Here is a 25,689-nt window from a genome sequence, read left to right on the forward strand (position 1 = left end):
CACCATGGTCAGCTTCAACCGCAATCTCGAACTCGCCACCCAGCACATCGCCCTGCGCGGGCTGGGCAAGACCTATGCCGGCCACCACGGCCCGGTGGAGGCACTGAGCAACATCGACCTTTCCGTCCGCCGTGGCGAAGTGTTCGGCATCATCGGCCGCAGCGGCGCCGGCAAGAGCTCGCTGATCCGCACCCTCAATCGCCTGGAAAATCCCAGCGTCGGCCAGGTGCTGATCGACGGCGAGGACATCGGCGCCTTCGATTCGCAGCAACTGGTCGGCCTGCGCCGGCGCGTCGGCATGATCTTCCAGCACTTCAACCTGATGTCGGCCAAGACGGTTGCGCAGAACATCGCCCTGCCCCTGCGCGTGGCTGGCGTGCCCAAGGCGCGCATCGCCGAGCGGGTCGATGAACTGCTGCAGCTCGTTGGCCTGAGCGACAAGCGCCACGCCTACCCGGCGCAACTCTCCGGCGGGCAGAAGCAGCGCGTCGGCATCGCCCGCGCGCTGGTGCACCAGCCGGAAATCCTGCTGTGCGACGAGGCCACCTCGGCACTGGACCCGGAGAGCACCCAGGCCATCCTCGCGCTGCTGCGCGACATCAACCGCCGCCTGGGCCTGACCATCGTTCTGATCACCCACGAGATGGCGGTGATCCGCGAAATCTGCGACCGCGTGGTGGTGCTCGAAGGCGGTCGCGTCGTCGAACAGGGCGATGTCTGGGAAGTCTTCGGCAACCCGCAGCACGAGGTCAGCCGCACCCTGCTCGGCTCGCTGCAGCAGCACCTGCCGCCGGACCTGCTGGCACGGCTGGAACATCCGTCGGACAACGAGGTAATTCTCGACCTGCACTACACCGGCGTGCGCGAACAGGAGCCGGACCTGCTGGCCATCGCCCAGGCCCTGGGCAGCCGCATCAGCCTGCTGCACGGCGGCATCGAGCGCATCCAGGGCCGCGCCCTCGGTCGCCTGCTGCTGAGCGTCGCCGCCCCCGCCGCCAGCGCCCCGCAACTGCTCGAACGGGCCCGCGATGTCGCCGATAGGCTGGAGGTGCTCACCCATGCCTGATCGCCTGCTGCAAGGCCTGCTCGACACCCTGCTGATGATCGGCGCGTCCTCGGCCATCGTCCTGCTGGTGGGCATCCCGCTGGCGCTGGTGCTGGTCACCACCGGCAGCGGCGGAATCTTCCAGGCGCGCCTACTCAACCAGGGCCTGGGCAGCGTGGTCAACGTGCTGCGCTCGATCCCCTTCCTGATCCTGATGGTCGCGCTGATCCCCTTCACCCGGCTGATCGTCGGCACCAGCTATGGCGTGTGGGCCGCGGTAGTCCCGCTGACCATCGCCGCCACGCCATTCTTCGCGCGCATCGCCGAAGTCAGCCTGCGCGAGGTCGACCACGGCCTGATCGAAGCCGCCCAGGCCATGGGCTGCCAGCCCCGGCACATCATCTGGAACGTGCTGTTGCCCGAGGCGCGGCCGGGCATAGTGGCCGGCTTCACCATCACCCTGGTGACCATGATCAACTCCTCGGCCATGGCCGGCGCCATTGGCGCCGGCGGTCTTGGCGACCTGGCGTACCGCTACGGCTACCAGCGTTTCGACACCCAGGTGATGCTCACCGTGATCATCCTGCTGGTGGCGCTGGTGACGCTGATCCAGTTAGGCGGCGACCGCCTCGCGCGCTGGCTCAACAAGCGCCTGTGACGTTCGTCGGCTGACCACGGCCAAGGCCTACTCCCACGCGGGTTGCGTCTAACCTGACAACACACCCGCCCCTCCGTGCCCCGGCACAGTTCGTGGATGCGTGGCGTTCCTGCTCGTACAAATGTGTCCGCTTGCGAGGAGTTCGTCATGGCCAACCCGCTTTCCACCCTGGGCATCGTGCATACCGCCATCAGCCTGGTGCCCCTGGTCGCCGGCATCTGGGCGTTCTACCGCGCGGGACGCATCGACCCGCGCAGCCCGCTCGGGCGCTGGTATGTCTACGGAATGATCCTCGGCGTGCTGACCGCTTTCGGCTTGTCCAGCACCGGCGGCTTCAATGCCGGGCATGCCATCGGCATCCTCTGCCTGGTGGCCATCGCGGTGGGCAGTTATGCGCAGCGGATCAGTGCGCTGGGCGGCCTGGGCGAGTACCTGGAAACGGCGGCCATGAGCTTCAGCTTCTTCCTGATGATGATCCCCTCGCTCAACGAATCGCTGTCGCGCCTGCCGCCGTCCGCCCCCATCGGCCAGGGCCCGGACTCGCCGCCGGTGCAGACCACCGTGATGATCGCCCTGCTGCTCTGCATCCTCGGCGTGCTCTACCAGTTCTACCGCATCCACCGTCGGCGCATGCCGCCGGCACGCCCGGCCCACTGAGCGTCTATGCTGGCGGCGTCCCTTTACGGAGCGCCGCCATGACCGTTCGCCGCATCGTCGCCAACCTCGCCACCGGCAAGCCTGAAGAAGTGGCGCGTTTCTACCGCGAACTGTTCGACCTCGACGTGGTGATGGACCACGGCTGGCTGATCACCCTGGCCAGCGGTGAAAGCGCACTCGCGCAACTGAGCCTGGCCAGCGAAGGCGGCTCCGGCGCACCGGTGCCGGACCTGTCCATCGAAGTGGACAATCTCGATCAGGTGCATGAACGCGCCCTTGCCGGCGGTCACGCGGTCGTCTACCCGCTGACCGTCGAGCCCTGGGGCGTGCGCCGGTTCTTTCTGCGCGATCCGCTGGGCAGCCTGGTGAACGTGCTGGAGCACCGCTGAAGATCTGCCGTTCGTCACCCACCCCACCACAAATCCACTTCGCCCGGCAAAGCTTCGGTCTCGACCTAAACTGCTAATGGGCGATCGTCGGCTACCCAGTTGAGAGCGAGCCACACAGTACGCCGCCCGAGACAGCGCAAGCATCCCGCGTGAGCACCGCCATGCCAGAGTCGCTCGAACCCTCAGTCTCCGTGCCGTCCGTGTCCCTGCAGACGCAGATGCAGACCCTGGCTCCGGCCTTGCCGCAGCGGTTACCGGCCATGGCTCGGGTTCGCCAGTTCACCGCGCGCCTGGGCAGCCTGTTTGCACCGCGCGCCAACCCATCGACTCCGATACCGCCGGGCGACCCGAAGGAACAGCCCCAGGAGACCACCATGAGTATTCGCAACTCCAAGGAACCCACGGAAGGAGCCGGCCAGCCCGACCCGCAGCGCCCCTTCGCCCACCCGGATGATCACCTCTCGCAACTCTACGACCTGCCGCCCGGCCAACTGCCGGACTCCCTCGGCGCCGCCCCCGGCCAGTCCAGCGCCTACTCGCCGGGCGCCACCGACTATGCCCTGAAACAGCAGCAGAGCGCCCAGCGCACCCTGGATCAGCTGGACAGGTTGAACGAGACCCTGCAGCGCGAGGCGAGCCGGAGCAGCAGCGAACCCGCTGCGTCGACCGCCAATTCGCCGAGTGCCGCCGACCCGTTGCTGGCGGACGCCATGTCAGCGCAATCCAGCGACACCGAGAACGTCCTGCAGGACGTGCAGAGCACCCTGGACTCCCTGGCCGGCATGGCCCAGGGGTTGTCGCAGCAGCGCCTGGAGTCCATCAAGGAGCGCGAGACGCTGGACGCACGCCACGAACAGGCCGATGAACGCGAGCGCCTGCTCAATGAGCGCGAGGAAGCGTTGCGCCAATGGGAGCAACGCCTGCAGCAGGAGAAGGCCGCGCTGGCCCGACTGGGCGAACAGCAGGCCGCTACCCTGGCCGAACGCAGCGCCACCCTGCAGTCGCTGGCGGAAACCGTCGACAGCCGCGACCGCGCCACCGCCAAGCGTTCAGAAGTATTGCAGGCCGAGCAGGAGCAACTGGAGAGGAAGCTGGCGCAGATGCGCGTGCGCCACACCGAACTGGATGGCCGCGAGACCATGCTGCAGCAGAAGGACCACGAGCTGACCGAACGTTTCAAGCAACTGGTGGATGCCAAGGAGCGCTTCAGCGCCATTGTCCGCAGCTTCAACGAGACCGTGCGCTTCAACACGGCGCTGAGCGCCATCAGCAAGACCGTCGGCGGACAGTCCGGCGAGCGCTGACTTCGTGTCGAATACCGGGGCCGGGCGGCCCCGGAGACTTCACTTCAGCGATTGAGGAAGTTCAGCAGGTCCTCGTTCACCTGGTCGGCCATGGTCGTGCACATGCCGTGGGGGCCGCCCTTGTAGACCTTGAGCGCGCCGCGCTGGACGAGTTCCACCGAGCGCTGGCCGGCGGCGCCGATGGGCACGATCTGGTCGTCGTCACCGTGCAGGATCAGCACAGGCACGTCGATCTTCTTCAGGTCCTCGGTGTAGTCCACCTCGGAGAACTCGTGGATGCACAGGTAATGGCCCAGGTGTCCGCCGGTCATGCCCTGCAGCCAGAAATTGTCGATCACCCCCTGGGATGTCTTCGCGTTCGGCCGGTTGTAGCCGTAGAACGGCAGCGCCAGGTCCTTGTAGAACTGCGAGCGGTCTTCCTTGACGCCCTTGCGGATGCCGTCGAACACGTCGATCGGCAGGCCGCCGGGGTTGGCCGCGGTCTTGAGCATCAGGGGCGGCACCGCGCCGATCAGCACCGCGCCGGAGAGCCGCCGGGTGCCATGGCGACCAATATAGTGCGCCACCTCGCCACCCCCAGTGGAGTGGCCCACCAGGGTGGCATCCTTGAGGTCCAGCGCGTCGATCACCGCCGCCAGGTCGTCGGCGTAGGTATCCATATCGTTGCCGTTGGCCGGCTGGCCGGAACGGCCGTGCCCACGGCGGTCATGGGCGATGACCCGGTAGCCCTTCTGCACCAGGAACAGCATCTGCGCATCCCAGGCATCGGCATTGAGCGGCCAGCCGTGGGAGAACACCACCGGCTGCCCGCTGCCCCAGTCCTTGTAGAAGATTTCAGTGCCATCTTTCGCTTTGACGATGCTCATTTGGGTCGTTTCCTTCAGACTTTGGTTGAAAAGAAACGCCGCAACTTCGGCGACTGCGGACCGCTCTACGGCGGCCTTGAGCATAGTCAGGCCGGTGACGCCGGCAGCGCAGGCCAGCAGCTTTCCGACGAGCGACGGCTCAGCCGATGCCCGCCGCGAACAGCCCGCCGAGCCAGTCGGAAAACACCCGCAGGCGCCGCGACATCTGCCGGCGTATGGGATAGAGCACGCTCACCGGCAGTGGCGGTGGTTGCCAGCCGCGCAGCACTTCGACCAGTTCGCCGCTGGCCAGGCCCTCGCTCAGGTGGTAGCGCGGCGCCTGGATCAGGCCGAAGCCGGCGCGGCAGGCGGCAATGTAGGCGTCGGCGTTGTTCACCGTGATCCGGCTGGGCAGCCGCTGGGTGCGCAGTTGGCCGTCGAAGCGGAATTCCAGGTCGAAGATGCGCCCGCTGGAGGCGGACTGGTAGTTCACCGCAAGGTGCCCTTCCAGCTGCTCCGGGTGCTCGGGCAGGCCGAACTCCTGCGCGTAATCGCGGCTCACGCAGGTAAGTTGCTCCAACTCGGCAATGCGCCGGCCGACCAGGCTGGAGTCGGGCAGCTCGCCGGCGCGCAGTACGCAATCCACGCCCTCGCGCACCAGGTCCACCTGGCGGTCGTTGAGGCTCAGCTCCAGCTCGATCTGCGGGTAGCGCCGACAGAACTGCGGCAAGGCCGGAATCACCACCAGCCGCCCCAGCGAGCTGGGCAGGTCGACGCGCAGCTTGCCGCGCGGATTCTCGGAGGAATTGGCCGGTGAGTCGGAGAAGCAGTTCTCCGCTTCCTCCAGGTCTTCCAGCAGGCGCACGCAACGTTCGTAGTAGGCCTGGCCGTCGGCGGTGACGCTGACCTGCCGCGTGGTGCGGCGCAGCAGTTGCACGCCCAGGTGTGCCTCCAGTTGCTGGATCAGCTGGGTCACGCTGGCGCGCGGCAGTTGCAGGCTGTCCGCCGCCTTGCCGAAGGCCTTGAGTTCGACGATGCGGGTGTAGACCTGCATGGCCTGCAAGCGGTCCATGGCGACTCCGATTATTCATCCAGACCGAATAGTTAAACCGTAATCCACCGGTTTATCCATGCCCAGCAAACAACAAGAATGGACCTGCCCCCTTTCCCACCCGGAGCATCCTCCTATGAAAACCCGTCGCCTGGGCCCGCAAGGCCCCGTCGTTTCCGCCATCGGCCTTGGCTGCATGGGCATGTCCGACTTCTACACCACCGGTAGCGACGAGCAGGAATCCATTGCCACCCTGCACCGCGCGCTGGAACTGGGCATCACCCTGCTCGACACCGCCGACATCTACGGCCCGCACACCAACGAAGAACTGCTCGGCCGCGCGCTCAAGGGCAAGCGCGAGCAGGTGTTCCTCGCTACCAAGTTCGGCATCGTGCGCACCCCGGAACAACCCCAGGTGCGTGGCGCCAACGGCAGCCCGGAATACATCCGCCAGGCCGTGGAAGGCAGCCTGAAACGCCTGGGCACCGATCACATCGACCTCTACTACCAGCACCGGGTCGACCCCAAGGTGCCCATCGAGGAAACCGTCGGCGCCATGGCTGAACTGGTGAAGGCCGGCAAGGTACGCTACCTGGGCCTGAGCGAGGCTTCGGCGGAGACGCTGGAGCGCGCCCACAAGGTCCACCCGATCACCGCGCTGCAGAGCGAATACTCGCTGTGGACCCGCGACCCCGAGGAAAACGGCGTGCTGGCCGCCTGCGCACGCCTGGGCGTCGGCTTCGTGCCTTACAGCCCACTGGGCCGGGGCTTCCTCACCGGTGCGCTGAAAAGCCCGGATGACTTCGCCGCAGACGACTACCGCCGCTCCAGCCCGCGCTTCAGTGGGGAAAACTTCGCGAAGAACCTGCAACTGGTGGACAAGGTCGCCGAACTGGCCGCTGCCCGCGGCGTGAGACCGTCGCAACTGGCGCTGGCCTGGGTGCTGGCCCAGGGCGAGCATCTGGTGCCGATCCCCGGCACCAAGCAGCGCAAGTACCTGGAGGAGAACGTCGCCGCCGTCGACCTGGCGCTGACCCGGGCAGAGCTGCTGGAGCTGGATGCGATCTTCCCGGCCGGCGCGGCCGCAGGCCCGCGCTACAGCGAACAGGTGATGGCGCTGATCCAGTAAAAGCCCGGCATCAGGGCCCCGGAGGACGCCGCCAGCGGTTATGCTGACGGGGTCCACCGGAGGTCCCATGCGTTTCGTTCCCGCCGCCCTGCTCGCCCTTGTCTTCCTGCCCCTTGCCGCCTTCGCGGATGAAGAGTGCCAGGTCACCGCCGTATTCAGCGGCGACCAGCTGACCTGCCAGCGCAGCGACGGCACTGAGACCACCATCCACCTGCGCGGCATCCAGGCTCCCGAGCTGGAGAAACCCTTCGGCCAGCGCTCCCGCGCCGCTCTGGTGCAGCTTTCCCTGGGCAAGAGCGCCACGCTCAAGCTCGCCGAGCAGCAAGCCGACGGCAGTCTCCGCGCGGCGGTCTGGGTCACCCCGGCGGAATGCCCGAACTGTGGCCACACCCTGGATATCGGCCGCGCGCAGCTGAGCATCGGCCTGGCACGCTGGCGTCAGAACGACGCGCAGACACCCGAGGAAGAGGGGCAGTACCAGTTCGAGGAGCACGAAGCGAAGGCGCGGCGCACCAATCTCTGGCGCAAACCCTGACCGGGTGGGAGATCAATTGCTGACGTAGTGCGCCAGGATGCGTCGATCTTCGCCTTCGTCCACCAGCATTTTCAGCGTCTGCGCATAGCGGCGGACGAAGTCCTCGTCCTGGGTACGCTTGCTGAAGGCGACTTCGGCGGATTCGGCTGACACCACCACCGGCGTCGGCCCGATATTGCCGCCCAGGCCCAGCTGCTGCAGTTCGTACTGGCCACTGTGCTCGTCGGCGATGATGCCGTCGATGCGGCCCTTGTCGACCATGTGCCAGAGGTTGCTGCGGCTGGGGTTGAAGAACACCCGCGCGGCGAAGTCGGGGTCGGCCATCAGTTGGCGGTAGGGTTCGCCGTAGGAAACATCGATCTGCGCACCGAGGCGGAAATCGCTGCCCGGCAGATCGGATAACTGCTGCAGGCTGTCACGCTGCGGCAGGTCGCGGCGGACGAAGAGGATATTGCGCGAGGGCGGCAGCACGGTGCCGGAGAACCAGGCATAGACCTCGCGCTCGGGCTTGCGGAAGGCCCCGGGCAGCACGTCGAGCCGGCCCTGTTCCAGTTCCCGCAGCGCCCTGGCCCAGGGCAGCTTGACCATCCGCACCTGGCAGCCGAGGCGTTCCAGCACTTCGCGATTGAGTTCGACGTACAGGCCGCCGATGCGACCATCGGGCAACTGCATGCTGAACGGCGGGTCGTCGTCCCAGCGCAGGGTCTTCTCGCAGGCGGCCAGCGGCGCGGCCAGCAGCGCCAGGCCCAGAAAGGCCAGGCACGTCAGGCGTGCGCGGGGCGGAAACGACGGTGGCGGGGCTTGCAGCGGCAAGATCACGACTCACGACAGGAGAAGACGGATGCCCCGAGTGTATTGAACGTAGATGTCGAATGACCAGCGGCTCAGCGTTTCGTCCGTCGGTTGTGAAGCTTCACTGCCAGCCGTAGCGGCGGACGAACCAGCCCTTCACCGCCTGGGTCAGCGCCATGTAGCCCAGCAGGATCGCCACCAGCCACGGCCAGTAGCCCAGCGGCAAAGGCTGCAGGCGGAACGAATGCGCCAGCGGGCCCATGGGCAGGAAGATCGCCACCGCGCTGATCGCCAGGGTCATGCCCAGCAGGGGCCAGGCGGCGCGACTCTGCAGGAACGGCAGGCGCCGCGTGCGGATCATGTGCACCACCAGCAGTTGCGAGATCAGCCCCTCGACGAACCAGCCGGACTGGAACAGCGCCTGCTGCCCGGGCGACTGGGCGCCGAACACATGCCACAGCACGAAGAAGGTGGCGATGTCGAAGATCGAGCTGAGCGGCCCGAAGAACAGCATGAAACGCCCCAGGCCCGCCGGGTTCCACTGCTGCGGCTGGCGCAGCAGTTCGTCGTCGACCTGGTCGAAGGGAATCGCCACCTGCGCCAGGTCGTAAAGCAGGTTCTGCACCAGCAGCTGCAACGGCAGCATCGGCAGGAACGGGATGAAGGCGCTGGCCAGCAGCACGCTGAACACGTTGCCGAAATTCGAGCTGGCGGTCATGCGGATGTACTTGAGCATGTTGGCGAAGGTACGCCGCCCTTCGATGACACCCTCCTCCAGGACCATCAGGCTTTTTTCCAGGAGGATCAGGTCGGCGGCTTCCTTGGCGATGTCCACCGCCGAATCCACCGAGATGCCGATGTCCGCCGTGCGCAGCGCCGGTGCGTCGTTGATGCCGTCGCCGAGGAAGCCGACCACGTGGCCGCGCTCGCGCAGCACGCGGACCAGGCGTTCCTTGTGACCAGGGGTGAGCTTGGCGAACAGCGTGGTGCGCTCGGCCAGCTCGCCGAGCGCGGCATCGTCCAGCTCGTCCAGCTCCGGCCCGAGCAGCACGCCGCTGACCGGCAGCTCGACGTCGCGGCAGACCTTCAGGCTGACCCGCTCGTTGTCGCCGGTGAGCACCTTGACCGCCACGCCGCTGGCGGCCAGCGCGCGCAACGCAGGGGCGGTGGTTTCCTTGGGCGGATCGAGGAAGGCGATGTAGCCCGCCAGGCACAGCCCGGTTTCGTCCGCCACGCCGTAGGCATCGCGTTCGGGCGGCAGTTCGCGGGTGGCCACGGCGACTACCCGCAGGCCTTCCTGGTTGAGCTCGTCGGCCACCGCGCGGATGCGCTGCAGGCGCGCCCCGGTCAGCGGCTCGACGCCCGCGGCGGTCTCCACCGACGTGCAGACCGCCAGCACCTCCTCCAGGGCGCCCTTGCAGATCAGCAGGTGCAGATCGTCGCGTTCGCTGACCACCACCGACATGCGCCGGCGTGCGAAATCGAAGGGGATCTCGTCGAGCTTGTGGAAGCGGCTGTCGACCTTCAGCGCCTGGCGCAGTTCGACATGCTCCAGCACGGCGACGTCCAGCAGGTTCTTCAGGCCGGTCAGGTAGTGACTGTTGAGGAAAGCCAGTTGCAGCACGCGATCCTGCACCTGGCCGAAGGCGTCGGTATGGCGCTCGAGGACGATGCGATCCTGGGTCAGGGTGCCGGTCTTGTCGGTGCAGAGGATATCCATCGCACCGAAGTTCTGGATGGCGTCCAGGCGCTTGACGATCACCTTGCGCCGGCTCAGCGCCACCGCGCCCCTGGCCAGGGTCGAGGTGACGATCATCGGCAGCATTTCCGGGGTCAGGCCGACGGCGATGGACAGGGCGAACAGCGCCGCCTGCGGCCAGTCGCCCTTGGTGAAGCCGTTGAGCAACAGCACCACCGGCGCCATCACCAGCATGAAGCGGATCAGCAGCCAGCTGACGCGGTTCACCCCGGCCTGGAAAGCCGTGGGGGTCCGGTCGCTGGCGATCACCCGCTCGGCCAGGGAGCCGAAGTAGGTGCGCGCACCGGTGCCGATCACCACCGCCTGGGCCGAGCCGCTGACCACGGTGGTGCCCATGAAGCACAGGCTGTCGCGCTCCAGCGGGTTGCTCTGGCGGGCATCGCGCAGCTGGGCGAACTTCTCCACCGGCAGGGATTCGCCGGTGAGTGCCGCCTGGCCGACGAACAGGTCCTTGGCGCTGAGCAGGCGCACGTCGGCCGGCACCATGTCGCCCGCCGAGAGCCACAGCAGGTCGCCGGGCACCAGTTCGTCGATCGGCACCTCCCGGCGCTGGGTCGTGCCTTGCTCCTCGGCACTGCGGAACACCGTGGCGGTGTTGCTGACCATCGCCTTGAGCCGCTCGGCCGCGCGATTGGAGCGTTTTTCCTGGATGAAACGCAGCAGCGTGGAGATCGCCACCATGCTGCCGATGACCAGCGCCGCCTCGATGTCGCCGCTGCACCAGGACACCGCCGCGAGTACGCTGAGCAGGAGGTTGAAGGGATTGCAGTAGCAGTACCACAGGTGCAGCCCGGCCCCGATGGGGCGCACCTGGTCGACTTCGTTGGGTCCCACGCGCAGCCGCCGTTCCGCCGCCTCGCTTTCGCTCAGGCCGTCACGGTGGCTCTCCAGGCGCTCCAGCACCACGGCCGGCTCCAGCGCCGACCATTCCAGCAAGGCCGATGTCAGCGCTGGGGCAGCTTGGCGGCCGGCGGCGCTGCCGCGCAGCAGGTCGCGCGAAGCCAGCCGACGCAGCTGACGGGCCGGAAAGCCCTTGTTGATGAATTCGAGCAGGTGGGCCCTGACGAAGTCCAGACGCATGAGAACTCCCCTGACGCCGCGAACGGCGGCGCTGGGGAGTCTGCGGCGGCTTCCTTAAGACGCCATGAAGACCGCCGGACAAGCGGTCGTCAGAAGTCGCGCTTGTAGAAGATATCCAGCGAGCTGGCCAGCCCGCTGGCGGCCTCCAGATAGACCTTCTTGCTCAGCAGGTAGCGCAGCGCGATGGTGTTGGCCGGCTCGAACACGCCCACGCCGTAGCGCAGGCTGAGGCGGTCGGAGAGTTGGCCGCTGGCGACCACGCTGGTGCTGTTGCCGGTGCCTTCGGTGTCCAGCTGGAAATCCTGGATACCCAGGCGCTGGGCGACCTCGCCGGTGAGCGGCGCGCTGCCGGCCAGGCCCAGGGCCAGGGCTGCCTCGCCGAGCATGTTGCTGTCCTCGCCGCTGGACATCGGCCGCCCCAGCACCAGGTAGGACAGCGCCTGCTGCTGGCTCATCGCCGGTTCCGAGAACACTTCGCTGCGCGGCTGCTCGGCATTGCCGGTCAGGCGCAGGCCGGCGACCACGTCGTCGACCTTGCGGATCGCCTCGACGTCCAGGTAGGGCTGGTCGATGGGTCCGGCGAACAGCAGCCGCGCGCGGCGGATAGTCAGCTTCTGTCCATAGGCGCGGTAACGGCCATTGTTCAGGCGCAGTTCGCCGCGGGTGTCGAGGTTGTTGCCGATGTGCACCTGGCCGGCAAGGTCGGCGTTCAGGCCGAAACCGCTGAAGGTCAGCTTGTCGCTGCCGACCCTGACGTCGATGTCCATGTTCAGCGCGGTAGCGGCCTTGGGCTCCTGCTTGTCACCGACGATCACGGTGTCGTCGGACACCTTCACCGTGGACGGCGGCAACTGGCGAACCACGATGGCGCCGCGCGGCACCTGCACCGAGCCGGAGACAGCGAGCTTGTCACCGGCCATCTGCACCGTCAGGTCAGGCTCGACCTCGAGATTGGCGTAGGGCTCCACCGTCACCGGCAGGCGATTGCCGCGCAGCTTGACGTCGACATCCAGCCCGCTGGCCCAGGCGATGCGCCCGGACAGGCTGCCGTTGCCGTGCTCACCGGCCTTCCAGTCGCCGCTCAGGTCGACCTGCTCGCCGGCGATCCGCGCGGTGACCTGCAACTGCTCGAAGCGGGTCGGCAGGTCGCCGCCGGAGATTTCGCCATCGCTGATCTGCAATTGGCCATCGACCCGCGGCGCCAGCAGGCCGCCGGAAATCTGCCCGCTGCCATTGAGGTGGCCCTTGAGGGTTTCCACCATGGGCGCGAACGGCCGGGCCACGGCAAGGTCCAGGCCGTTGAGGCGGAAGGTGCCGCTCACCGGCTTGCTCTTCGGCCGCGGGTCGAGCTGCACCTGGGCCTCCAGGCTGCCCAGCCGGTCGCCGAGGAACTGCAGGCTGGTGTCGATGCGCCGGGGCGTCAGGCGACTTTCCAGTTGCAGGCGCTGGTAAGGGAAGTCGACCCACTCCTCCTGCTCCTTGATGCGCAGGGTGCCGTTGTTGGCGTTGATCAGCACGGAGCCGTTGGGCCCGCTGGCCGGCAGGTCGAGCTGCACGTCGCCGTCGAGCTTGCCCTTCCAGGCGAAGTCGTCGGGCAGCCAGCGCGCCAGGCTGTCCAGCGGGAACTCGCGCAGGTGCAGGCGCAGGCGCGGATCGGGCATCAGCCGCTGGTCTTCCATGCACAGGCTGGCCGGACCGGAGGCCCAGCAATGGGCGCCGAGGTTGATCCGCCCGTCCGCCAGGCGCTCCAGGCGCGCCGGCTGTTGCAGGCGCCAGTCCTGGCCACCGCTCTGGATGTCGCCTTTTGCGAGGCGCCCGCGCCAATCCTTGCCGTTCCAGCTGCCATCCAGGCCAAGGTCGAGCGCCAGCGGCTTGCCCTGCAGGTTCAGCGTGAGCTGCTGGCGCTGGCGGTCGCCGCTGCCTTCCAGCTTGAGCACGCCGAAATCGCTGTCGCCGCTGCGCAGGCCCTGCGCCGTCAGAGTCACCCGGCCACGCTGGGCGGCGTCGAGGGAGGCCGTCAGGTCCAGCGAACGCAATCCCTGATCGGCGTAGGCGACGCGCTGGCCATCGAGTTTCAGCTGGCCTTGCGGCGCCTGCAGCGTGCCGGCCAGATCGAGGCGGCCGCTGACCTGACCGAACAGTTGCGGCCACAGTTGGCCCAGGCGATTCAGCGCGATGTCCAGGCGGCCGGACAGGCGCTGGTCCAGCGCGGCCTGCCCGCTGATGCGGTTGTCGCCCAGTTGCAGGGACAGGTCATCGACCTTCCACGCCTGCCCCGCCGCCGTGGCTTTCGCCTTGAGCGCAGCCGGCTGGCCGCGCAGGCGGCCCTGCAGGTCGAGGTTGGCGTCGAGGTTCAGCACCTCGCCCTTGAGCGAACCCTGACTGCGCAGCGGTCCGCCGAGCCGGCCGGGCATCTCTTCCAGCCAGTAGGCCGGATCGAGGTCGGACAGGTCGAGGGCGGCATCCCAGGTCACCGCATCGGCAAAACCGACCTTGAGGTGTCCCTCGGCCCTGCCCTGCCCCGCCACCAGTTTCAGCGACGGCAGGAAGACTTCCGCGAGGTTGCCCGACACCGGGCTGGCCAGGGTGAAATCGCCGGCGGGCCCTCGGAAGGCGCCATCGAAGTTGCCCAGGTAGGCGCCAGCGCTGTAGCTCACTTCGGCCTTGAAGGTGTGCACGCTGACCGGCGGCTCGTCGATCTGCGGGTACAGGCGGCGCCAGGGGAAGTCCAGCCAGTCGAGCCTGGCGTTGGCGGCGAAGGCGTCCTTCCAGTCCAGGCGGCCGGTCACGGCCACGCGCTGGTCCTTGGCGGCACTGAGGTCGAGCGCGGCGATGTCCGCCCCCTGGGCATCCACGCGGCCACGCAGGGTCAGTACTACCGGGCTTTCCTCGGCGGGCAGCACGGCGGCGCCGGCCAATTGGTAGCCGTCCTTGAGGTTGCCGCTGGCATTCAGACGCAGCTGGTTCAGGGTCAGGGTGTCGGGCAGCGAAGCGTCGGCCTTGAAGCCGTCGGCAGTCACCAGGGCGGTGGCCGGCAGGTTCTCCGCCAGGGGTTGCAGGTCGCCTTCCAGCTTGCCGTCCAGGTAGCCGCTGCTTTGCGCCTGCAATTTCAGGTGGCCCATCAGCTCGCCCCTGGCCTGCAGTTGCAGGGTCCAGGGTTTGTCACCCGGCGCCGGCAGGCCCAGGGTGCCTTCGGCCTCCAGCGGCCAGCCCTGGGTCGGCTTGAGCAGGCCCTTGAGCGACAGGCTCAGGCCATCGCGGGCCAGGCTCACCGAGTCGATGTGCAACCCGTCATGGTCCCAGTGCGCCGCCAGTTGGGCGTCGCGCAACTGTTCCTGGCCATCGAGGAGGAAACGGCCGATGCGGATGTCGCCCAGCTCCAGCGACAACGGCAGGCTGAGATCGGGCAGCTCGATCGGTCCGGAGGACTCGCTCGGCTCGCTGGGCGGCAGGGTCAGCAGCACGTCATTGGCAACCACCTGGCGCAGGCACAGGGTCATGCGCAGCAGGCAGGCCGGCGACCAGTCGATCTGCGGCTGGTCGAGCACCAGGTGGGTGGCGCCATCGCTCCACTCCAGGCGTCTGGCGCTGAAACCACCGGCAAGGCGACCGTCGAACTCCTCGACGGAGAGGCCCGGCACCCAGCTCAGCAAGGCACGACTGCCCGCCGGCGTACCGAGCAGGATCGCTACCCCGATGGCCAGCAGCAGGATCAGCCCGAGCAGGCCGCCCAGGCTCCAGCGCAACGCGCGCATCCAGCCCGCGCGACTCACAGCTCAGGCCCCATGGAGAAGTGCAGGCGGATGCCGCCGTCTTCGTCGAGGCCGTCGGCAAGGTCCAGGCGCAGCGGGCCGACCGGGGAAATCCAGCGGATGCCGATACCGACGCCGGTCTTGATCGAGGGGAAGTCCAGCGAGTTGAACGAGTTGCCCTGGTCGACGAAGGCGGCGATGCGCCAGCGCTCGGCGATGGGGTACTGGTACTCGACACTGCCGGCGACCATGTAGCGGCCACCGATACGGTCGCCATCGGAGTTCCTTGGCGACAGGGTCTGGTAGTCGTAGCCACGCACGCTCTGGTCGCCGCCGGCGAAGAAACGCAACGACGGCGGGATGGCGCTGTAGTTGTTGGTGGCGATGCCGCCGACCTGGAAGCGACCGAGCAAGCGTTGTCCTCCCCAGAAACTGGTGACGCCCTTGGCCATGGCGTTGACATGGGCCACGTCGGCGTCGGCCAGCAGACCTTCCTTGGCGCCCTTCACTTCGAACTGCAAGCGGTAGCCTTCACCGGGGTCGATCTTGTTGTCGGCCTCGAGGATCGAATAACCGATGCCCGGCATCAGGAAGCTGCTCAGACCCGAATCGTCGCCCAGCTTGTACTCCTCGCGCTGCCAGTTCAGCGAGACGACCCGCTGCCAGCCGCTGTCGAGCTTGTGGTGCCACTCGCCGCCCAGGGTCAGCAGCTTGCTCTCGGTGTCCACCAGGTCTTCGTACTGGTAGCCGCTGGTGAAGCGCAGCTTGTCGGTGAGCGGCGGGTCCAGGGGAATCTCGTACCAGGCGCCGACGTTCTGCCGGGGCGCCGAGACTTCCGCCTCGAAGCCCAGGCTGTGGCCCTGCGGGTTGACCCAGTGGCGCGTCCAGGTGGCCCGCGCGCGCGGCCCGACGTCCGTCGAGAAGCCCAGGCCAAGGCCCATGGTGCGCGGCTTGCGCGCTTCCAGATGGACGTGAACCGGGACCACCTCGGCATCGGCGTTGGTCGGCGTGGCGTCGACCCGCACGCCGTCGAAATAGCCGCTGGACTGCAGCGCCTGGTTGAGGTCGGCGATCTGCTCGGAGTCGTAGTCGGCGCCTTCCTTGAACGGCACCATGCGCTGCAGCAGGTCCTCGTCGAAGGGGAAGTCGCCGGCGAAGTCGACCTTGCCCAGGCGGTAGCGCGGCCCGCTGGCGTACACCAGATCGATGTCGGCGACGCCGGCCTCGGGGTCGACGCGCAACTGCTGCTGGGTGAACTGGCCGCGGAAGAAACCGAAGCGCGAGGCCTGGTTCTGGATCAGCCGCTTGGCGTCCTCGTACGCGCCGTGATTGAGCTGCGCCCCTGGCTTGAGCGCATCGCCGCCGGGCACGCGGAAGCTCCTGAGCTGCGCCGCCGGGCCATCGACACGAACGGTCACGTGGCGCAGGTGGATCGGCTCTCCGGGGGTCACAGTGATCCGCAGGGTCGGCACCTTGTCGTCACGCACCCGCGTGCGAATCCGCGCCTGGTAATAGCCCAGGGCCTGGGCGGCCTTCTGCGCCTGCTCGCCGGCATTGCGCCGGAACCGTTGCAGGGCCGCCAGATCACGCTCGCCAAGGCTGCCCACGTAGGCCTCGATATTGGCCTTGAGCGCAGCGTTGGCGGGGGTGATACGAACATCGAGATGGGCTTCGGCCGCCAGTACCCTCTGCAAGCAGAAGGCCATTACCAGCAGCAGCCCAAGCAATCCTTGGACAACTCTCATGGCGCGAAATGCTAGCACGGGAATACGCGATCCTAGACGTCTACGGCGAGGGGCCCCGCAGAATAGCCCAATGCAGAGCCGCTGACAGGTCCGCTTACAACAACAGAACGATCCTACACACTGCATCGGGACTTTCATCTCCAGGCCCAGCGGGCGTCTCTTGCAGACTGGCGATCCTCCAGTCCGCACATTCCAGCTTCGATGAACAACTGCCTGATCCCCACCTTCCGCCTGGCCATTCTGGCCACGTCACTGCTCATCCTGTCGGCCTGCAAACCGGGCGCGGGCGACTCAAGCCCATCGGCAGCAGCCCGCTCCACCCCGACAGAGCAACCCGCCACGGCGCTCTGCCTGAACGGCAAGTGCGGCGTGCTGGCCCCGGACGGCAAGGTGCTGCTGGGCTTCGACAACGACTTCGGCAATATCCTGGCGACCGGCCTGGACAGCCCGGTCTTCGCCTCGCGCAATGGCCACTGGGACCTGATCAGCCTCGACGGCGGCAAGGTGCTGCGGAGCGCCTTCACCGACGAACTGATCCTGCTGCCCGGCCAGTTGTACGGCTTCGCCCGCGACGGTCTCTACGGCATCCTGGACCGCCACGGCAGACAACTGCAGGCGCCGCGCTTCGATCGCCTCACGCCCAGCAGCGATGGCAGCTACATCGTCTACGAGATCGACGGCTGGAACGGTGTGCTCGACACCCACGGGCAGGCGCTGACCGAGGCGCTCTACGACTGGATCCCGACCCAGAGCGACAGCCCCGACAGAACCCGGTTGCTGATGGCTCGGCGCGGTGCCAGCAACTGGGTCATCGACCTGGACAGCGGCGCGCAGCAACCGGTCGCCTACGACCACATCGGTCCGCGCAACGATGGCTATTCGGTGGTCAGTGCGGCCGGCCGCTTCGGCCTGGCGGACCGCAGCGGCAGCGCGCTGTTCGGCCTCAAGTACCCCTGGCTGGGCGTCCCCAGCCAGGGTCTGGTGGCCTTCCGCGAGGCGCAGGACAAGCCCTGCGGCTACCTGGACTACCACGGCCAGGTGGTCATCGCGCCGCGCTTCGTCAACTGCCTGCCGTTCGGCCAGCAGGGCGCCCTCGCCCAGGAGTGGCGCCACGACGGTGCCAGCCTGTTCGGCCGCTACGGCCTCATCGACCGCCAGGGCCAGTGGCGCCTGCCCCCCACCTATGACTATGCCGGCAATGCCGGTACCGACCCCTGGGGTCAGAGTCACTACGTAGCGGGCTACGCGATGATCGGCACCTATTCTTCGGCGCCGATGCACATGACTCGCGGCATCTTCAGTACCGACGAGGGCAAGGAACTCATCGCTCCCGACTACGAGCAGATCGGCGCCCTGGGGCAGGACCGCTTCCTCTTCAGCGACCGCCATTCACCGAAAATCCGCCTGAGCTACCAGGGCGAACCGATCGAACTGCCCGCCGTCGGCATTCTCGATCGCTCCGCGATTCGTCTGGTCGCGCCCACCGATTTCATCGGCGCCAGCCTGGACCCCAGCGGCCGGTTCCTGCGCAGCCAGACGGGGCTCAGCGCCGACTCCCCGTCCGCGCTCTACGACCTGCAAGGCCGCCTCATCGTGCCGGCGCGCGGTACGGTGCTGGAGGTCGATACCCAGCACCAGATGGTCAGGGACTACAGCCTGAAAAACGTGCAGGGCCAGGACTGGAAAGGTCTGCTGAGCCTGCGCGACCTGAAGGGTCAGGTGCGCTTCAGCGTGCGCCGCACCGACTGCGGCGCCGCCCAGTTGGTGGACAGCGCCGGGCAACCGATCTGGCCACTGGACCCGACACCCTTCTGTCCTGCCCTGGCCCACGCCGGCTGAGCGCCGCCATTACCTCAGAGCTGCAACCCCTGCTGCGCTGTCGGCACGGGGTTGGGATGGAACAGCACGTGCTCGCGGATCGGCCCCAGCGCCACCTCACCCAATTCCCGATAGCCGTGGCGACGGTAGAACTCCAGGTAGCGCGCGTTGCCGGTGTCGAGCACCAGGCCCTGGGAACCACCGTCCTCGGCGCACCAGGCGTGCAGCGCATCGAGCAGTTGTTCGCCCAGGTGCCGACCCTGGAACTCGGGGTGGATGCCGATCAGCGGCAGCAGGTGATACGGTCCCGGCGGCAGGCAGCCGAGCACCGCCGCGTGGTAGTCCAGATAACGCCGGGTGCAGCCCAGGCCGGTGGTCAGCAGCATGCGCATGCGCCAGAACCAGCTTTCGGTGACATCCAGACGGCGTTGCGGCGGGACGATCAGCGCCACACCCACCACCCGGTCCTCCAGCAGCAGGCCGATGGCCGGCAGCTCCTCGAGGAAGTGCTGGTTGACCAACTCGCGGATGGTTGCGCGCACGCGCTGGTCGAAACCGGGGCGATCGGACTCGAACAGGTAGGCGAAGGTGGGCTCATGGCGATAGGCGTGATACAGCAGCGAACGGACTTCACGGCTGTATCCGCTGTCCAGCAGACGGACTTCGGCGAGGGTATCAGGCATGCGGACGCCTCTTGTTGTTAGGGTCGGGTTCCGGCTCCGAAACCCTAGCAGCGCCGCGCCGGGGTCGCCAGGGCCGGCCAGCTTGGGCTAGCATCCTCCTTTTGCCAGGACGTCCAGGATGAAAATCGTCTCCTTCAATATCAACGGTTTGCGCGCACGTCCCCACCAGCTCCAGGCCGTCATCGAGCGCCACCAGCCGGACGTCATCGGCCTGCAGGAAACCAAGGTCGCCGACGACCAGTTCCCCCGCGCGGAAATCGAAGCCCTCGGCTACCACGTTCACTACCACGGCCAGAAGGGCCATTACGGCGTGGCCCTGCTCTCCCGCGAGGAACCGCTGGAGCTGCAGCGCGGCTTCCCCAACGACGGCGAGGAATCCCAGCGGCGCTTCATCTGGGGCACCTTCAAGGACGCCCAGGGACAGCTGATCACCGTGATGAACGGCTACTTCCCCCAGGGCGAAAGCCGCGACCATCCAGTGAAGTTCCCGGCCAAGCAGCGCTTCTACGCCGACCTGCAGGACCTGCTGGAAACCCGTTTCCAGCCTGACCAGCCCCTGGTGGTGATGGGCGACATCAACATCTCCCCGGAAGATTGCGACATCGGCATCGGCGAGGAAAACCGCAAGCGCTGGCTGAAGACCGGCAAGTGCAGCTTCCTGCCCGAAGAACGCGAGTGGCTGGCGCGTCTCAAGGGCTGGGGCCTGGTGGACAGCTTCCGCCTGCAGAACCCCAGCGTGGACGACCGTTTCAGCTGGTTCGACTACCGCAGCCGCGGCTTCGAGGACAACCCCAAGCGCGGCCTGCGCATCGACGTGATTCTCGCCTCCGAAGCCCTGCGCGGACGCATCGCCGATACCGGCGTGGATTACGACATCCGCAGCATGGAAAAACCCTCGGACCACGCGCCGATCTGGCTGCAACTGGCGTAAGGGATATTCCGCGACCACGAAAAAGCCCGGCAATTGCCGGGCTTTTTCATGCCCTGCAGGCGTGGCCTGCTCAGACCTCTTCGGCGCTGCCAACCGACTTGCTGATGGCGCTGTAGGTGGTATTGAAGCGTACGGTCTCGTTGAAGCCCTTGACGATGGCGCCGAAGCGTTCCTTGGCGTCCAGCAACTGCTTGAAGCGGTCTGCCAGCTCAGCGCTCTGGCGCTGCAACCCGGCTTCGCGATCATCCAGATCCTGGGCGCGGGAGCGCATCTGGTTGAGCTGACGTTCGATGCTCTGCTGCTCCTGGTTGAGTACGTCGGCACGTTTGGTCGTTGCGCGATCACGACTGTCCACGGTTTCTGCCAGGGCCTGCAGCGCATTACTGCGCTCAGCGAGGACTGCAGCATTCTGCTCGGCCACGCGCTCGACCCCCTGTTTCTCCTCCTGCAGGCGCAGCTCCTGCTGGCTCAAGCGATCCTCGCGCTCGGCCAGTTGGCGCTCACGTTCTACTGTTGTCAGCCGGCGCTCTTCCAGCGCTTCGCGCATCTTCATGATTTCCAGCTTCTGCTGAGACAGGCCGTGAGCCATGCCAGCCAGCGAATCGAGAGTCGACTGCACATCATGGAGAACGCCATCAGTTTCCATCGCCGACGACTGGTAAGCGGTCACGGCAGACTCGACTGCATCCCGAACGATGGTGGTATCGGAACTGGCTTGTTCCCGCTGGTGTTGAACTTGGACATTCATGATCGAGGTTTCCTCGTGGGAAGAGTGGGAAATTGGCTGAGCGGAAGTGAGCTGATCGGCAGCGTCGAACACGGCAGACTCTGACAGGGCGGTTGGAACGGACGGAGCCACAGCAGGCGCGGCGCCTTGGTGCTCGTCGTCCGGGTCCACGCCAGGAGCTTCGAGGAACGAGCCGAGCTCAGCCAGGTCCCTTTCGAGCAGCTCGAAAGCATTGTCATCGGGCGCCGGGGCTGTTTCGCTCACCATCTGCTCCTGGGCAAGCGGGTCGAAAACATCACTGCTCACCGGCTGCTCGGGACCTGAGGCGGCAATCGGGATGTACCCTGCCGACAGGGACGAACGCGACGCGCCCCGGGGGCGATGGACCGCGGAAAGCTCGGAATGCAGCAGTGCCTTGTCACACTCCGCATCCATCGGAGATCCCAGTGGCTCGATGGCCTGACCGTTCTGCATAGCGCTGTCCACGCGGGAGAGTCCGTGTTCTTCGCTCTGCTTCGATGTTGAAGTCATGAAACGTCCTACCCTGAGGGTGATCGCCCGTACCCCAGCCACCACCCGGCATGAACCGCCGAACAGGATCGGTGACTGACAGGCACTGCCTCTCCTGGGGTTCGGAGGGCAAACCGGTCGATAGATGTCGATGGGCTGCCCTGCGCTCTCTGATGGAAAGGCAGAACAGGTTGCAGATGGAATTCTCACAGCTACGCGGCGGCGTGAATGTCAGTAAATTCCTTCATGGGTGAAGGAAAACTACGCAAGAAGTCATACGTCAGGTGCCCACGGCAGACGCTTCGGGAAGCTTTCCCCACCCTAGGGCCCGAGGGTCCCGCCGCACTCAGAGTCGCTATCTGGCAAATCCCGCCGCCGCTGCAGCAAACCGATCTCCTCACTGACCCGGAACAGTTCATCCAGCGTTCCTGCAGACAGCTTGCGCATCAACTGCCGCTTGTGCTGACCGATGCTGGCTCCGGAAAGCGCCAGGTGCTCGGCCAGTGACGCCGTGGTGACGCCGCGGTGCAGGCCATGCAGGACAGCGACCAGATGAGAAGGGAAGATCAGCGCAGATTTCGCACGCGGATCGTCCCCCAGGGGAACCCGCGCCTGCTCGGGAAAGATGGTCCCACCTGCCAGTACAGCGTCGACAGCCCGACCGATCAGCGTCGGACGATCGTCCAACAGCAGGAAACCGGAAACGCCTCCGCGGATGGCACGCTGAATGTTCAGTGGCGACCCCAGGCTTGAACACACCAGCACGGGAGTACCAGTGACCAACTGACCGGCGCGGCGCAACATCGCAACCAGCTCCAGACCATGGATATCCGGTAGCTCAAGAGTGATCACCAGGAGGTCGAAATCACCGACTTTCAGATGGCTCAGTGCCTGACGTGCGAACCTGAAATGCAGGTCGCACTGATGACCGCTGGATTGCAGGAACCGACGGATTGCGATGAAGTCGCGCCGTGACGGTTCGATGAGTACGATGCGGGCCATGTCACTCCTTGTAGTCTCGGCCGCGTTTCATCTGGTTCCCGTCCCTGACAGCAAGGCTCGAACCCTGCGCAGGGGCGTTCCAACGACTGCATCGGTGGCTACAGCAGTCCGAAAAGCGGATGCCACCAGACCTTCCCTTGTTCTGATGGCATCGGACCTCCGGACTTCGCTCGTCGATGCAGAAAAACAGAGGCCGGAGTGTCGTCGACATCCCGGCCTCGGGCTTTACTCGGTTACCGATTTCGAGATGGCAGACAGCGTCGTGTTGAACTGCACCGTTTCGTTGAAGCTCTTGACGATGGCGCTGAACTTGTCCTTGGCGCTTTGCAGTTGCTTGAGGCGAACCGCGAGTTCTTCACCCTTGCGCTTGAGCGAACTTTCCCGCTCATCCAGCTCAATGGATCGGGCGCGCAGACTGGCCGCCAGTTCGTCGTTGCGTAGTTGCTCGACCTGCATCGCCTCGGCGCGTTTGAGGGTGCTCCTGTCACGCTGGTCCACCGAGTGAGCCAGTTGCTTGAGAGCTTCGCTGCGCTCGGTCAGCAGTCGATTGTTCTCCGCCGCCAGACGATCCAGGTTGGTCTTGGCTTCAAGAAGATGGCTATCCAGCTGGGCCAGACGCTCCTCCTTATCACTGGCCAGACGTTCGCGTTCCAACAGTTGGCTGTTCCACTCCTCCAGCTCATCCTGCAGTCGGCCCGCCGCCTGTTTCTGCTGGGTCAGCCCCTGGGCCATGCCCGCCAGGGAGTTGAGGGTATTCTGGACGTCGGACAGCACGTCGTCCGGGTCAGCCTCCAGCTTCGGTACGCTCAATGTCGCCGCCACTTCCTGCAACTCCGAAGAGGTGATGGGAACCGACTGGTCCAGACCCTCGGCCTCAGTGACTACTTCTAGTGTCTCGCTCATTGCAAATTCCTTCTGGATCAAGATTCCCTGAAGCGCTACTGCCTCAAGGTTGCTGTGAGTTGTCATCTGGGGGCTGAAGGCCTTGGCGAAGATCGCCGCCAGCGAGCCATCCGATTCGGCCAGAGCTGATGGCCGCTGTGCCGGTGTCGCCCGCCGAGCCGCGAACACAGGCACGACTTTGCGTTTGACATCGTCAGTCCGCTTACGCCGAGGCTCGACATCGCTCGGGCCATTGGTTGCCGCCAGCAGTGCCAGTGCATCTTCCAGGCTGGAGATCATCGGATCGAAAGAGTCATCGTCGGTGATCTCGTCCAACTGGAATTCAGTTTCCACTGGAACATCGGGAGCCAAAGAACCGGCCATTTCCAGCTCTGGTTGAAGCGCTCGATCCACCGGCTCCCACTGCATGGCCACCTCGGGCCATTCGTTCGGTGCATCGGCTTGCGCAGATTCCGTCACCGTGGCATCGCCGACGAACTCCGATTCCAGGGTCCGCAGAGAGCCGTGGGAAGCTGGTACCGGTGGTCCCACGAACGGTTCCTTGGCAGGCACGGCCGCAGCAACTTCTTCCCGCGCCTCCATCCCGCGCAGCGTGGTCAACTCGTCCAGTTCCACGGCGACCACCTCGTCCAGGGATTGCGAAACCGCATCAGCAGCGCGGACCGGTTCAAGCTCTTCCATCGCAGGTATTTCGGCTGGCCCGGTCGCTTGCGCAGCGGTCTGCTCGAAGAAATCCTCAGCTTCCGGCTCAGCCATGACTGCCTCTGGCGTGGTCATCGGTGACTCCGGCTGTTCAACGGCCCTCACCGCGGCTGGCACGTCCGCCTCAGCCTCGATCTGCCTGTCATGAACGTCAACGACGAGCAATTCGGGCTGATCGACCGCTTCTGCGCTCGGCATAGCTTCGGCGACCTCTCCTGCTTCCGCCGACGCAGGAGGCTCGACCGCCTGCACAAGGCCCGGCTCGGAGACTGTCTCGACTTTCGAGACAGCGATTGCAATCTCTTCCAGCTCCGCCAAGGCCGCTTGCCCGGTTGCTTCCGTCACTACTGGCGCTTCGCCCTGTTCGGCGAGCGGCTCCAGTTCCGGGGCCATTGCGGGGACGTCCGAGACCGTCGGCGAAGGCTGCTTGGCACCCTCTGCAGCGACGGTTTCATCCAGCGCTCGGGCGAAGGCTTCGACCTCAACCGCGGCAGACGGCGTCTCATCTGCAGGTGACTCCGGGTGGAGTACGGCAACGGCTTCGGCAATCGCCTGCGTGACAGGCTCAGCAACCGCCGCCAGTTCCGGAGCAGGGACGCCAGTCTGCTCGTGCGGATCCATCGCTTCCGAAACGGCAGGTTCGTCGAGCGAAGCGGACATTGGCTGTACTGTCTCGAATGCCTCCTGACCGTCCATATCACGGGAGGCCGAAATACCCGACTCGGCCGGCACGTCCGTCTCGCCGGAATGGGCCACAACCGACTCTGCCCACTCAGGACCCGCATCTCCTGAGGCGGACAGGCCAAGGCCGGCGGGCTCAGCCGGATCACTCTCACTCTGGCCGGCCGCTTTGGCGACGAATCTCTCATACAGTTTGTTCATGCGCCGGGCGTGCCGGGCTTGCGCCTCGGTTTCAACTGCCGGTGCAGCAGCCTCCTGGGCTGGCGCGGCCTCGACCGCAGGCGGGGCATCCTGTATCGAAGTGGCAGGAGATAGTTGCTCAGGTGCAATGGGAGCGCTTTCCGCACCGGTTGCCTGGCCATCCAGGAAGACCTGATCCATGCAATCCGGAGAAACACTGTCGGTTTCCGTCAACGGCTCCAGAGCCGAATTCGGGGACGGATCCAACGTCGCAATTTGAAGTTCCGGGGCGGGCACTTCCGTATCGTTTTGAGCTGCGCCCTCCTCGTTTTTGAGACGTGACTGTCGAGCCAGCTGGGCGAAATCCAGGATCATCTCGGAGGAAAATTCAAAACCCAGGTCCTGGATTCGCTGTGGGACGTCGTCATCATCCAGCGGCGGACTCAGGATGCTGGCCGGAACCGGACGTGCGCCCAGCATGCCGGCACGGGCGAGCAGGTGCAGCCAGGAACGCAGGGCCTGGGCCGGCAAGCGCAGGCCCTTGAATGTCAGGGCACGCGGAGCGGGCAGCCCCAGCGAATGCTTGCGCCAGGGGCGTCCCCAGGACGAAGCGCTGGCCGTGTGAACCGCCAGCGGAATCGATTTGAGACGATGCTCGGGGCCGGCCGGGAGGGGCCTGAAAGCACTGTGAGGCTGAGTCATGATTACCTTCCGGCTGAACTGACCCCCAGATGTTGGACACCAACTCTGAGGGGTCCACATGGCAAGGCATGATGGGAAGTTCAAGCTAGAGGTGGCGCGCCACTATGTG

Annotated in this window: 19 protein-coding genes; 9 read left to right on the forward strand and 10 right to left on the reverse strand. The window is 66.2% G+C overall.

The features are described from left to right. Window positions 1–4: 4 nt before the first annotated feature. The 5 genes from HNP46_RS15060 to HNP46_RS15080 all read left to right on the forward strand — a co-directional run bounded on the left by HNP46_RS15060 (window position 5) and on the right by HNP46_RS15080 (window position 4,053). Window positions 5–1,066, forward strand: a complete 1,062-nt coding sequence (locus HNP46_RS15060; RefSeq protein ID WP_184590256.1) for a methionine ABC transporter ATP-binding protein — start codon at window positions 5–7, stop codon at window positions 1,064–1,066. Further along, window positions 1,029–1,703, forward strand: a complete 675-nt coding sequence (locus tag HNP46_RS15065) for a methionine ABC transporter permease (protein ID WP_184590258.1) — start codon at window positions 1,029–1,031, stop codon at window positions 1,701–1,703. The genes HNP46_RS15060 and HNP46_RS15065 overlap by 38 nt, the downstream gene beginning before the upstream one ends. Window positions 1,704–1,850: 147 nt before the next feature. After that, window positions 1,851–2,360 (forward strand): hypothetical protein, encoded by a 510-nt coding sequence (locus HNP46_RS15070; RefSeq protein WP_260403177.1) that lies wholly within the window; start codon window positions 1,851–1,853, stop codon window positions 2,358–2,360. Window positions 2,361–2,398: 38 nt separating this feature from the next. Next, entirely contained in the window at window positions 2,399–2,749 is a 351-nt protein-coding gene (locus HNP46_RS15075) for a VOC family protein (protein WP_184590262.1), read from the forward strand. A 200-nt stretch (window positions 2,750–2,949) separates the two neighbouring features. Continuing rightward, window positions 2,950–4,053, forward strand: a complete 1,104-nt coding sequence (locus tag HNP46_RS15080) for a hypothetical protein (RefSeq protein ID WP_221454977.1) — start codon at window positions 2,950–2,952, stop codon at window positions 4,051–4,053. Between the two features lie 44 nt (window positions 4,054–4,097). Here HNP46_RS15080 and HNP46_RS15085 read toward each other — a convergent pair whose 3' ends face one another. Continuing rightward, on the reverse strand, window positions 4,098–4,919 hold the full coding sequence (locus tag HNP46_RS15085) for an alpha/beta fold hydrolase (protein ID WP_184590266.1): 822 nt from the start codon (window positions 4,917–4,919) through the stop codon (window positions 4,098–4,100). Window positions 4,920–5,058: 139 nt separating this feature from the next. Then, window positions 5,059–5,970, reverse strand: a complete 912-nt coding sequence (locus HNP46_RS15090; protein WP_184590268.1) for a LysR family transcriptional regulator — start codon at window positions 5,968–5,970, stop codon at window positions 5,059–5,061. Between the two features lie 115 nt (window positions 5,971–6,085). Between HNP46_RS15090 and HNP46_RS15095 the strand changes: the two genes are divergently transcribed. Both HNP46_RS15095 and HNP46_RS15100 read left to right on the forward strand, forming a co-directional pair. Then, the gene (locus HNP46_RS15095; protein WP_184590270.1) at window positions 6,086–7,078 is read left to right on the forward strand and encodes an aldo/keto reductase; all 993 of its coding nucleotides are present in this window, start codon (window positions 6,086–6,088) and stop codon (window positions 7,076–7,078) included. Window positions 7,079–7,145: 67 nt separating this feature from the next. After that, complete coding sequence (locus HNP46_RS15100) at window positions 7,146–7,613, forward strand: thermonuclease family protein (RefSeq protein ID WP_184590272.1); 468 nt, start codon at window positions 7,146–7,148, stop codon at window positions 7,611–7,613. 12 nt (window positions 7,614–7,625) lie between these two features. Here HNP46_RS15100 and HNP46_RS15105 read toward each other — a convergent pair whose 3' ends face one another. From HNP46_RS15105 to HNP46_RS15120, 4 genes are all read right to left on the reverse strand, one after another. After that, window positions 7,626–8,432 carry a substrate-binding periplasmic protein gene (locus tag HNP46_RS15105; RefSeq protein WP_184590274.1) on the reverse strand — a complete coding sequence of 269 codons (807 nt, stop codon included), beginning with the start codon at window positions 8,430–8,432 and terminating at the stop codon, window positions 7,626–7,628. A gap of 94 nt (window positions 8,433–8,526) precedes the next feature. Continuing rightward, complete coding sequence (gene mgtA / locus HNP46_RS15110; RefSeq protein ID WP_184590276.1) at window positions 8,527–11,244, reverse strand: magnesium-translocating P-type ATPase; 2,718 nt, start codon at window positions 11,242–11,244, stop codon at window positions 8,527–8,529. Between the two features lie 89 nt (window positions 11,245–11,333). After that, the gene (locus HNP46_RS15115) at window positions 11,334–14,999 is read right to left on the reverse strand and encodes a translocation/assembly module TamB domain-containing protein (protein ID WP_184590297.1); all 3,666 of its coding nucleotides are present in this window, start codon (window positions 14,997–14,999) and stop codon (window positions 11,334–11,336) included. 14 nt (window positions 15,000–15,013) lie between these two features. Further along, window positions 15,014–16,741, reverse strand: coding sequence for an autotransporter assembly complex protein TamA (locus tag HNP46_RS15120; RefSeq protein ID WP_409372438.1), 1,728 nt, complete (start codon window positions 16,739–16,741; stop codon window positions 15,014–15,016). A gap of 201 nt (window positions 16,742–16,942) precedes the next feature. Between HNP46_RS15120 and HNP46_RS15125 the strand changes: the two genes are divergently transcribed. Continuing rightward, entirely contained in the window at window positions 16,943–18,580 is a 1,638-nt protein-coding gene (locus HNP46_RS15125) for a WG repeat-containing protein (RefSeq protein ID WP_184590278.1), read from the forward strand. Between the two features lie 14 nt (window positions 18,581–18,594). Here HNP46_RS15125 and HNP46_RS15130 read toward each other — a convergent pair whose 3' ends face one another. Then, a complete protein-coding gene (locus HNP46_RS15130; protein ID WP_184590280.1) occupies window positions 18,595–19,242 on the reverse strand; it encodes a GNAT family N-acetyltransferase in 648 nt (215 codons plus the stop codon). 118 nt (window positions 19,243–19,360) lie between these two features. Between HNP46_RS15130 and xthA the strand changes: the two genes are divergently transcribed. Then, window positions 19,361–20,173 carry an exodeoxyribonuclease III gene (gene xthA / locus HNP46_RS15135; protein WP_184590282.1) on the forward strand — a complete coding sequence of 271 codons (813 nt, stop codon included), beginning with the start codon at window positions 19,361–19,363 and terminating at the stop codon, window positions 20,171–20,173. Between the two features lie 70 nt (window positions 20,174–20,243). Here the strand turns inward: xthA and HNP46_RS15140 are convergent, their stop codons facing one another. The 3 genes from HNP46_RS15140 to HNP46_RS15150 all read right to left on the reverse strand — a co-directional run bounded on the left by HNP46_RS15140 (window position 20,244) and on the right by HNP46_RS15150 (window position 25,580). Next, entirely contained in the window at window positions 20,244–21,431 is a 1,188-nt protein-coding gene (locus HNP46_RS15140) for a hypothetical protein (protein ID WP_184590284.1), read from the reverse strand. A 300-nt stretch (window positions 21,432–21,731) separates the two neighbouring features. Continuing rightward, window positions 21,732–22,412: a response regulator transcription factor gene (locus tag HNP46_RS15145; RefSeq protein ID WP_184590286.1), complete on the reverse strand. Its 681-nt coding sequence runs from the start codon at window positions 22,410–22,412 to the stop codon at window positions 21,732–21,734. Between the two features lie 225 nt (window positions 22,413–22,637). Continuing rightward, complete coding sequence (locus HNP46_RS15150) at window positions 22,638–25,580, reverse strand: hypothetical protein (RefSeq protein ID WP_184590288.1); 2,943 nt, start codon at window positions 25,578–25,580, stop codon at window positions 22,638–22,640. Between the last annotated feature and the right edge of the window lie 109 nt (window positions 25,581–25,689).

This window comes from Pseudomonas nitroreducens (genome assembly GCF_014204515.1).
Classification (GTDB): Bacteria; Pseudomonadota; Gammaproteobacteria; order Pseudomonadales; family Pseudomonadaceae; genus Pseudomonas; species Pseudomonas nitritireducens_A.

Coding starts and splice junctions, on each gene's coding strand:
- HNP46_RS15100 (WP_184590272.1), top strand. CDS start 7,146: ATGCGTTTCGTTCCCGCCGCCCTGCTCGCCCTTGTCTTCCTGCCCCTT.
- HNP46_RS15075 (WP_184590262.1), top strand. CDS start 2,399: ATGACCGTTCGCCGCATCGTCGCCAACCTCGCCACCGGCAAGCCTGAA.
- HNP46_RS15140 (WP_184590284.1), bottom strand. CDS start 21,431: ATGACTTCAACATCGAAGCAGAGCGAAGAACACGGACTCTCCCGCGTG.
- HNP46_RS15145 (WP_184590286.1), bottom strand. CDS start 22,412: ATGGCCCGCATCGTACTCATCGAACCGTCACGGCGCGACTTCATCGCA.
- HNP46_RS15095 (WP_184590270.1), top strand. CDS start 6,086: ATGAAAACCCGTCGCCTGGGCCCGCAAGGCCCCGTCGTTTCCGCCATC.
- HNP46_RS15130 (WP_184590280.1), bottom strand. CDS start 19,242: ATGCCTGATACCCTCGCCGAAGTCCGTCTGCTGGACAGCGGATACAGC.
- HNP46_RS15115 (WP_184590297.1), bottom strand. CDS start 14,999: ATGCGCGCGTTGCGCTGGAGCCTGGGCGGCCTGCTCGGGCTGATCCTG.
- HNP46_RS15070 (WP_260403177.1), top strand. CDS start 1,851: ATGGCCAACCCGCTTTCCACCCTGGGCATCGTGCATACCGCCATCAGC.
- HNP46_RS15060 (WP_184590256.1), top strand. CDS start 5: ATGGTCAGCTTCAACCGCAATCTCGAACTCGCCACCCAGCACATCGCC.
- HNP46_RS15125 (WP_184590278.1), top strand. CDS start 16,943: ATGAACAACTGCCTGATCCCCACCTTCCGCCTGGCCATTCTGGCCACG.
- xthA (WP_184590282.1), top strand. CDS start 19,361: ATGAAAATCGTCTCCTTCAATATCAACGGTTTGCGCGCACGTCCCCAC.
- HNP46_RS15090 (WP_184590268.1), bottom strand. CDS start 5,970: ATGGACCGCTTGCAGGCCATGCAGGTCTACACCCGCATCGTCGAACTC.
- HNP46_RS15120 (WP_409372438.1), bottom strand. CDS start 16,741: ATGAGAGTTGTCCAAGGATTGCTTGGGCTGCTGCTGGTAATGGCCTTC.
- mgtA (WP_184590276.1), bottom strand. CDS start 11,244: ATGCGTCTGGACTTCGTCAGGGCCCACCTGCTCGAATTCATCAACAAG.
- HNP46_RS15085 (WP_184590266.1), bottom strand. CDS start 4,919: ATGAGCATCGTCAAAGCGAAAGATGGCACTGAAATCTTCTACAAGGAC.
- HNP46_RS15150 (WP_184590288.1), bottom strand. CDS start 25,580: ATGACTCAGCCTCACAGTGCTTTCAGGCCCCTCCCGGCCGGCCCCGAG.
- HNP46_RS15065 (WP_184590258.1), top strand. CDS start 1,029: ATGTCGCCGATAGGCTGGAGGTGCTCACCCATGCCTGATCGCCTGCTG.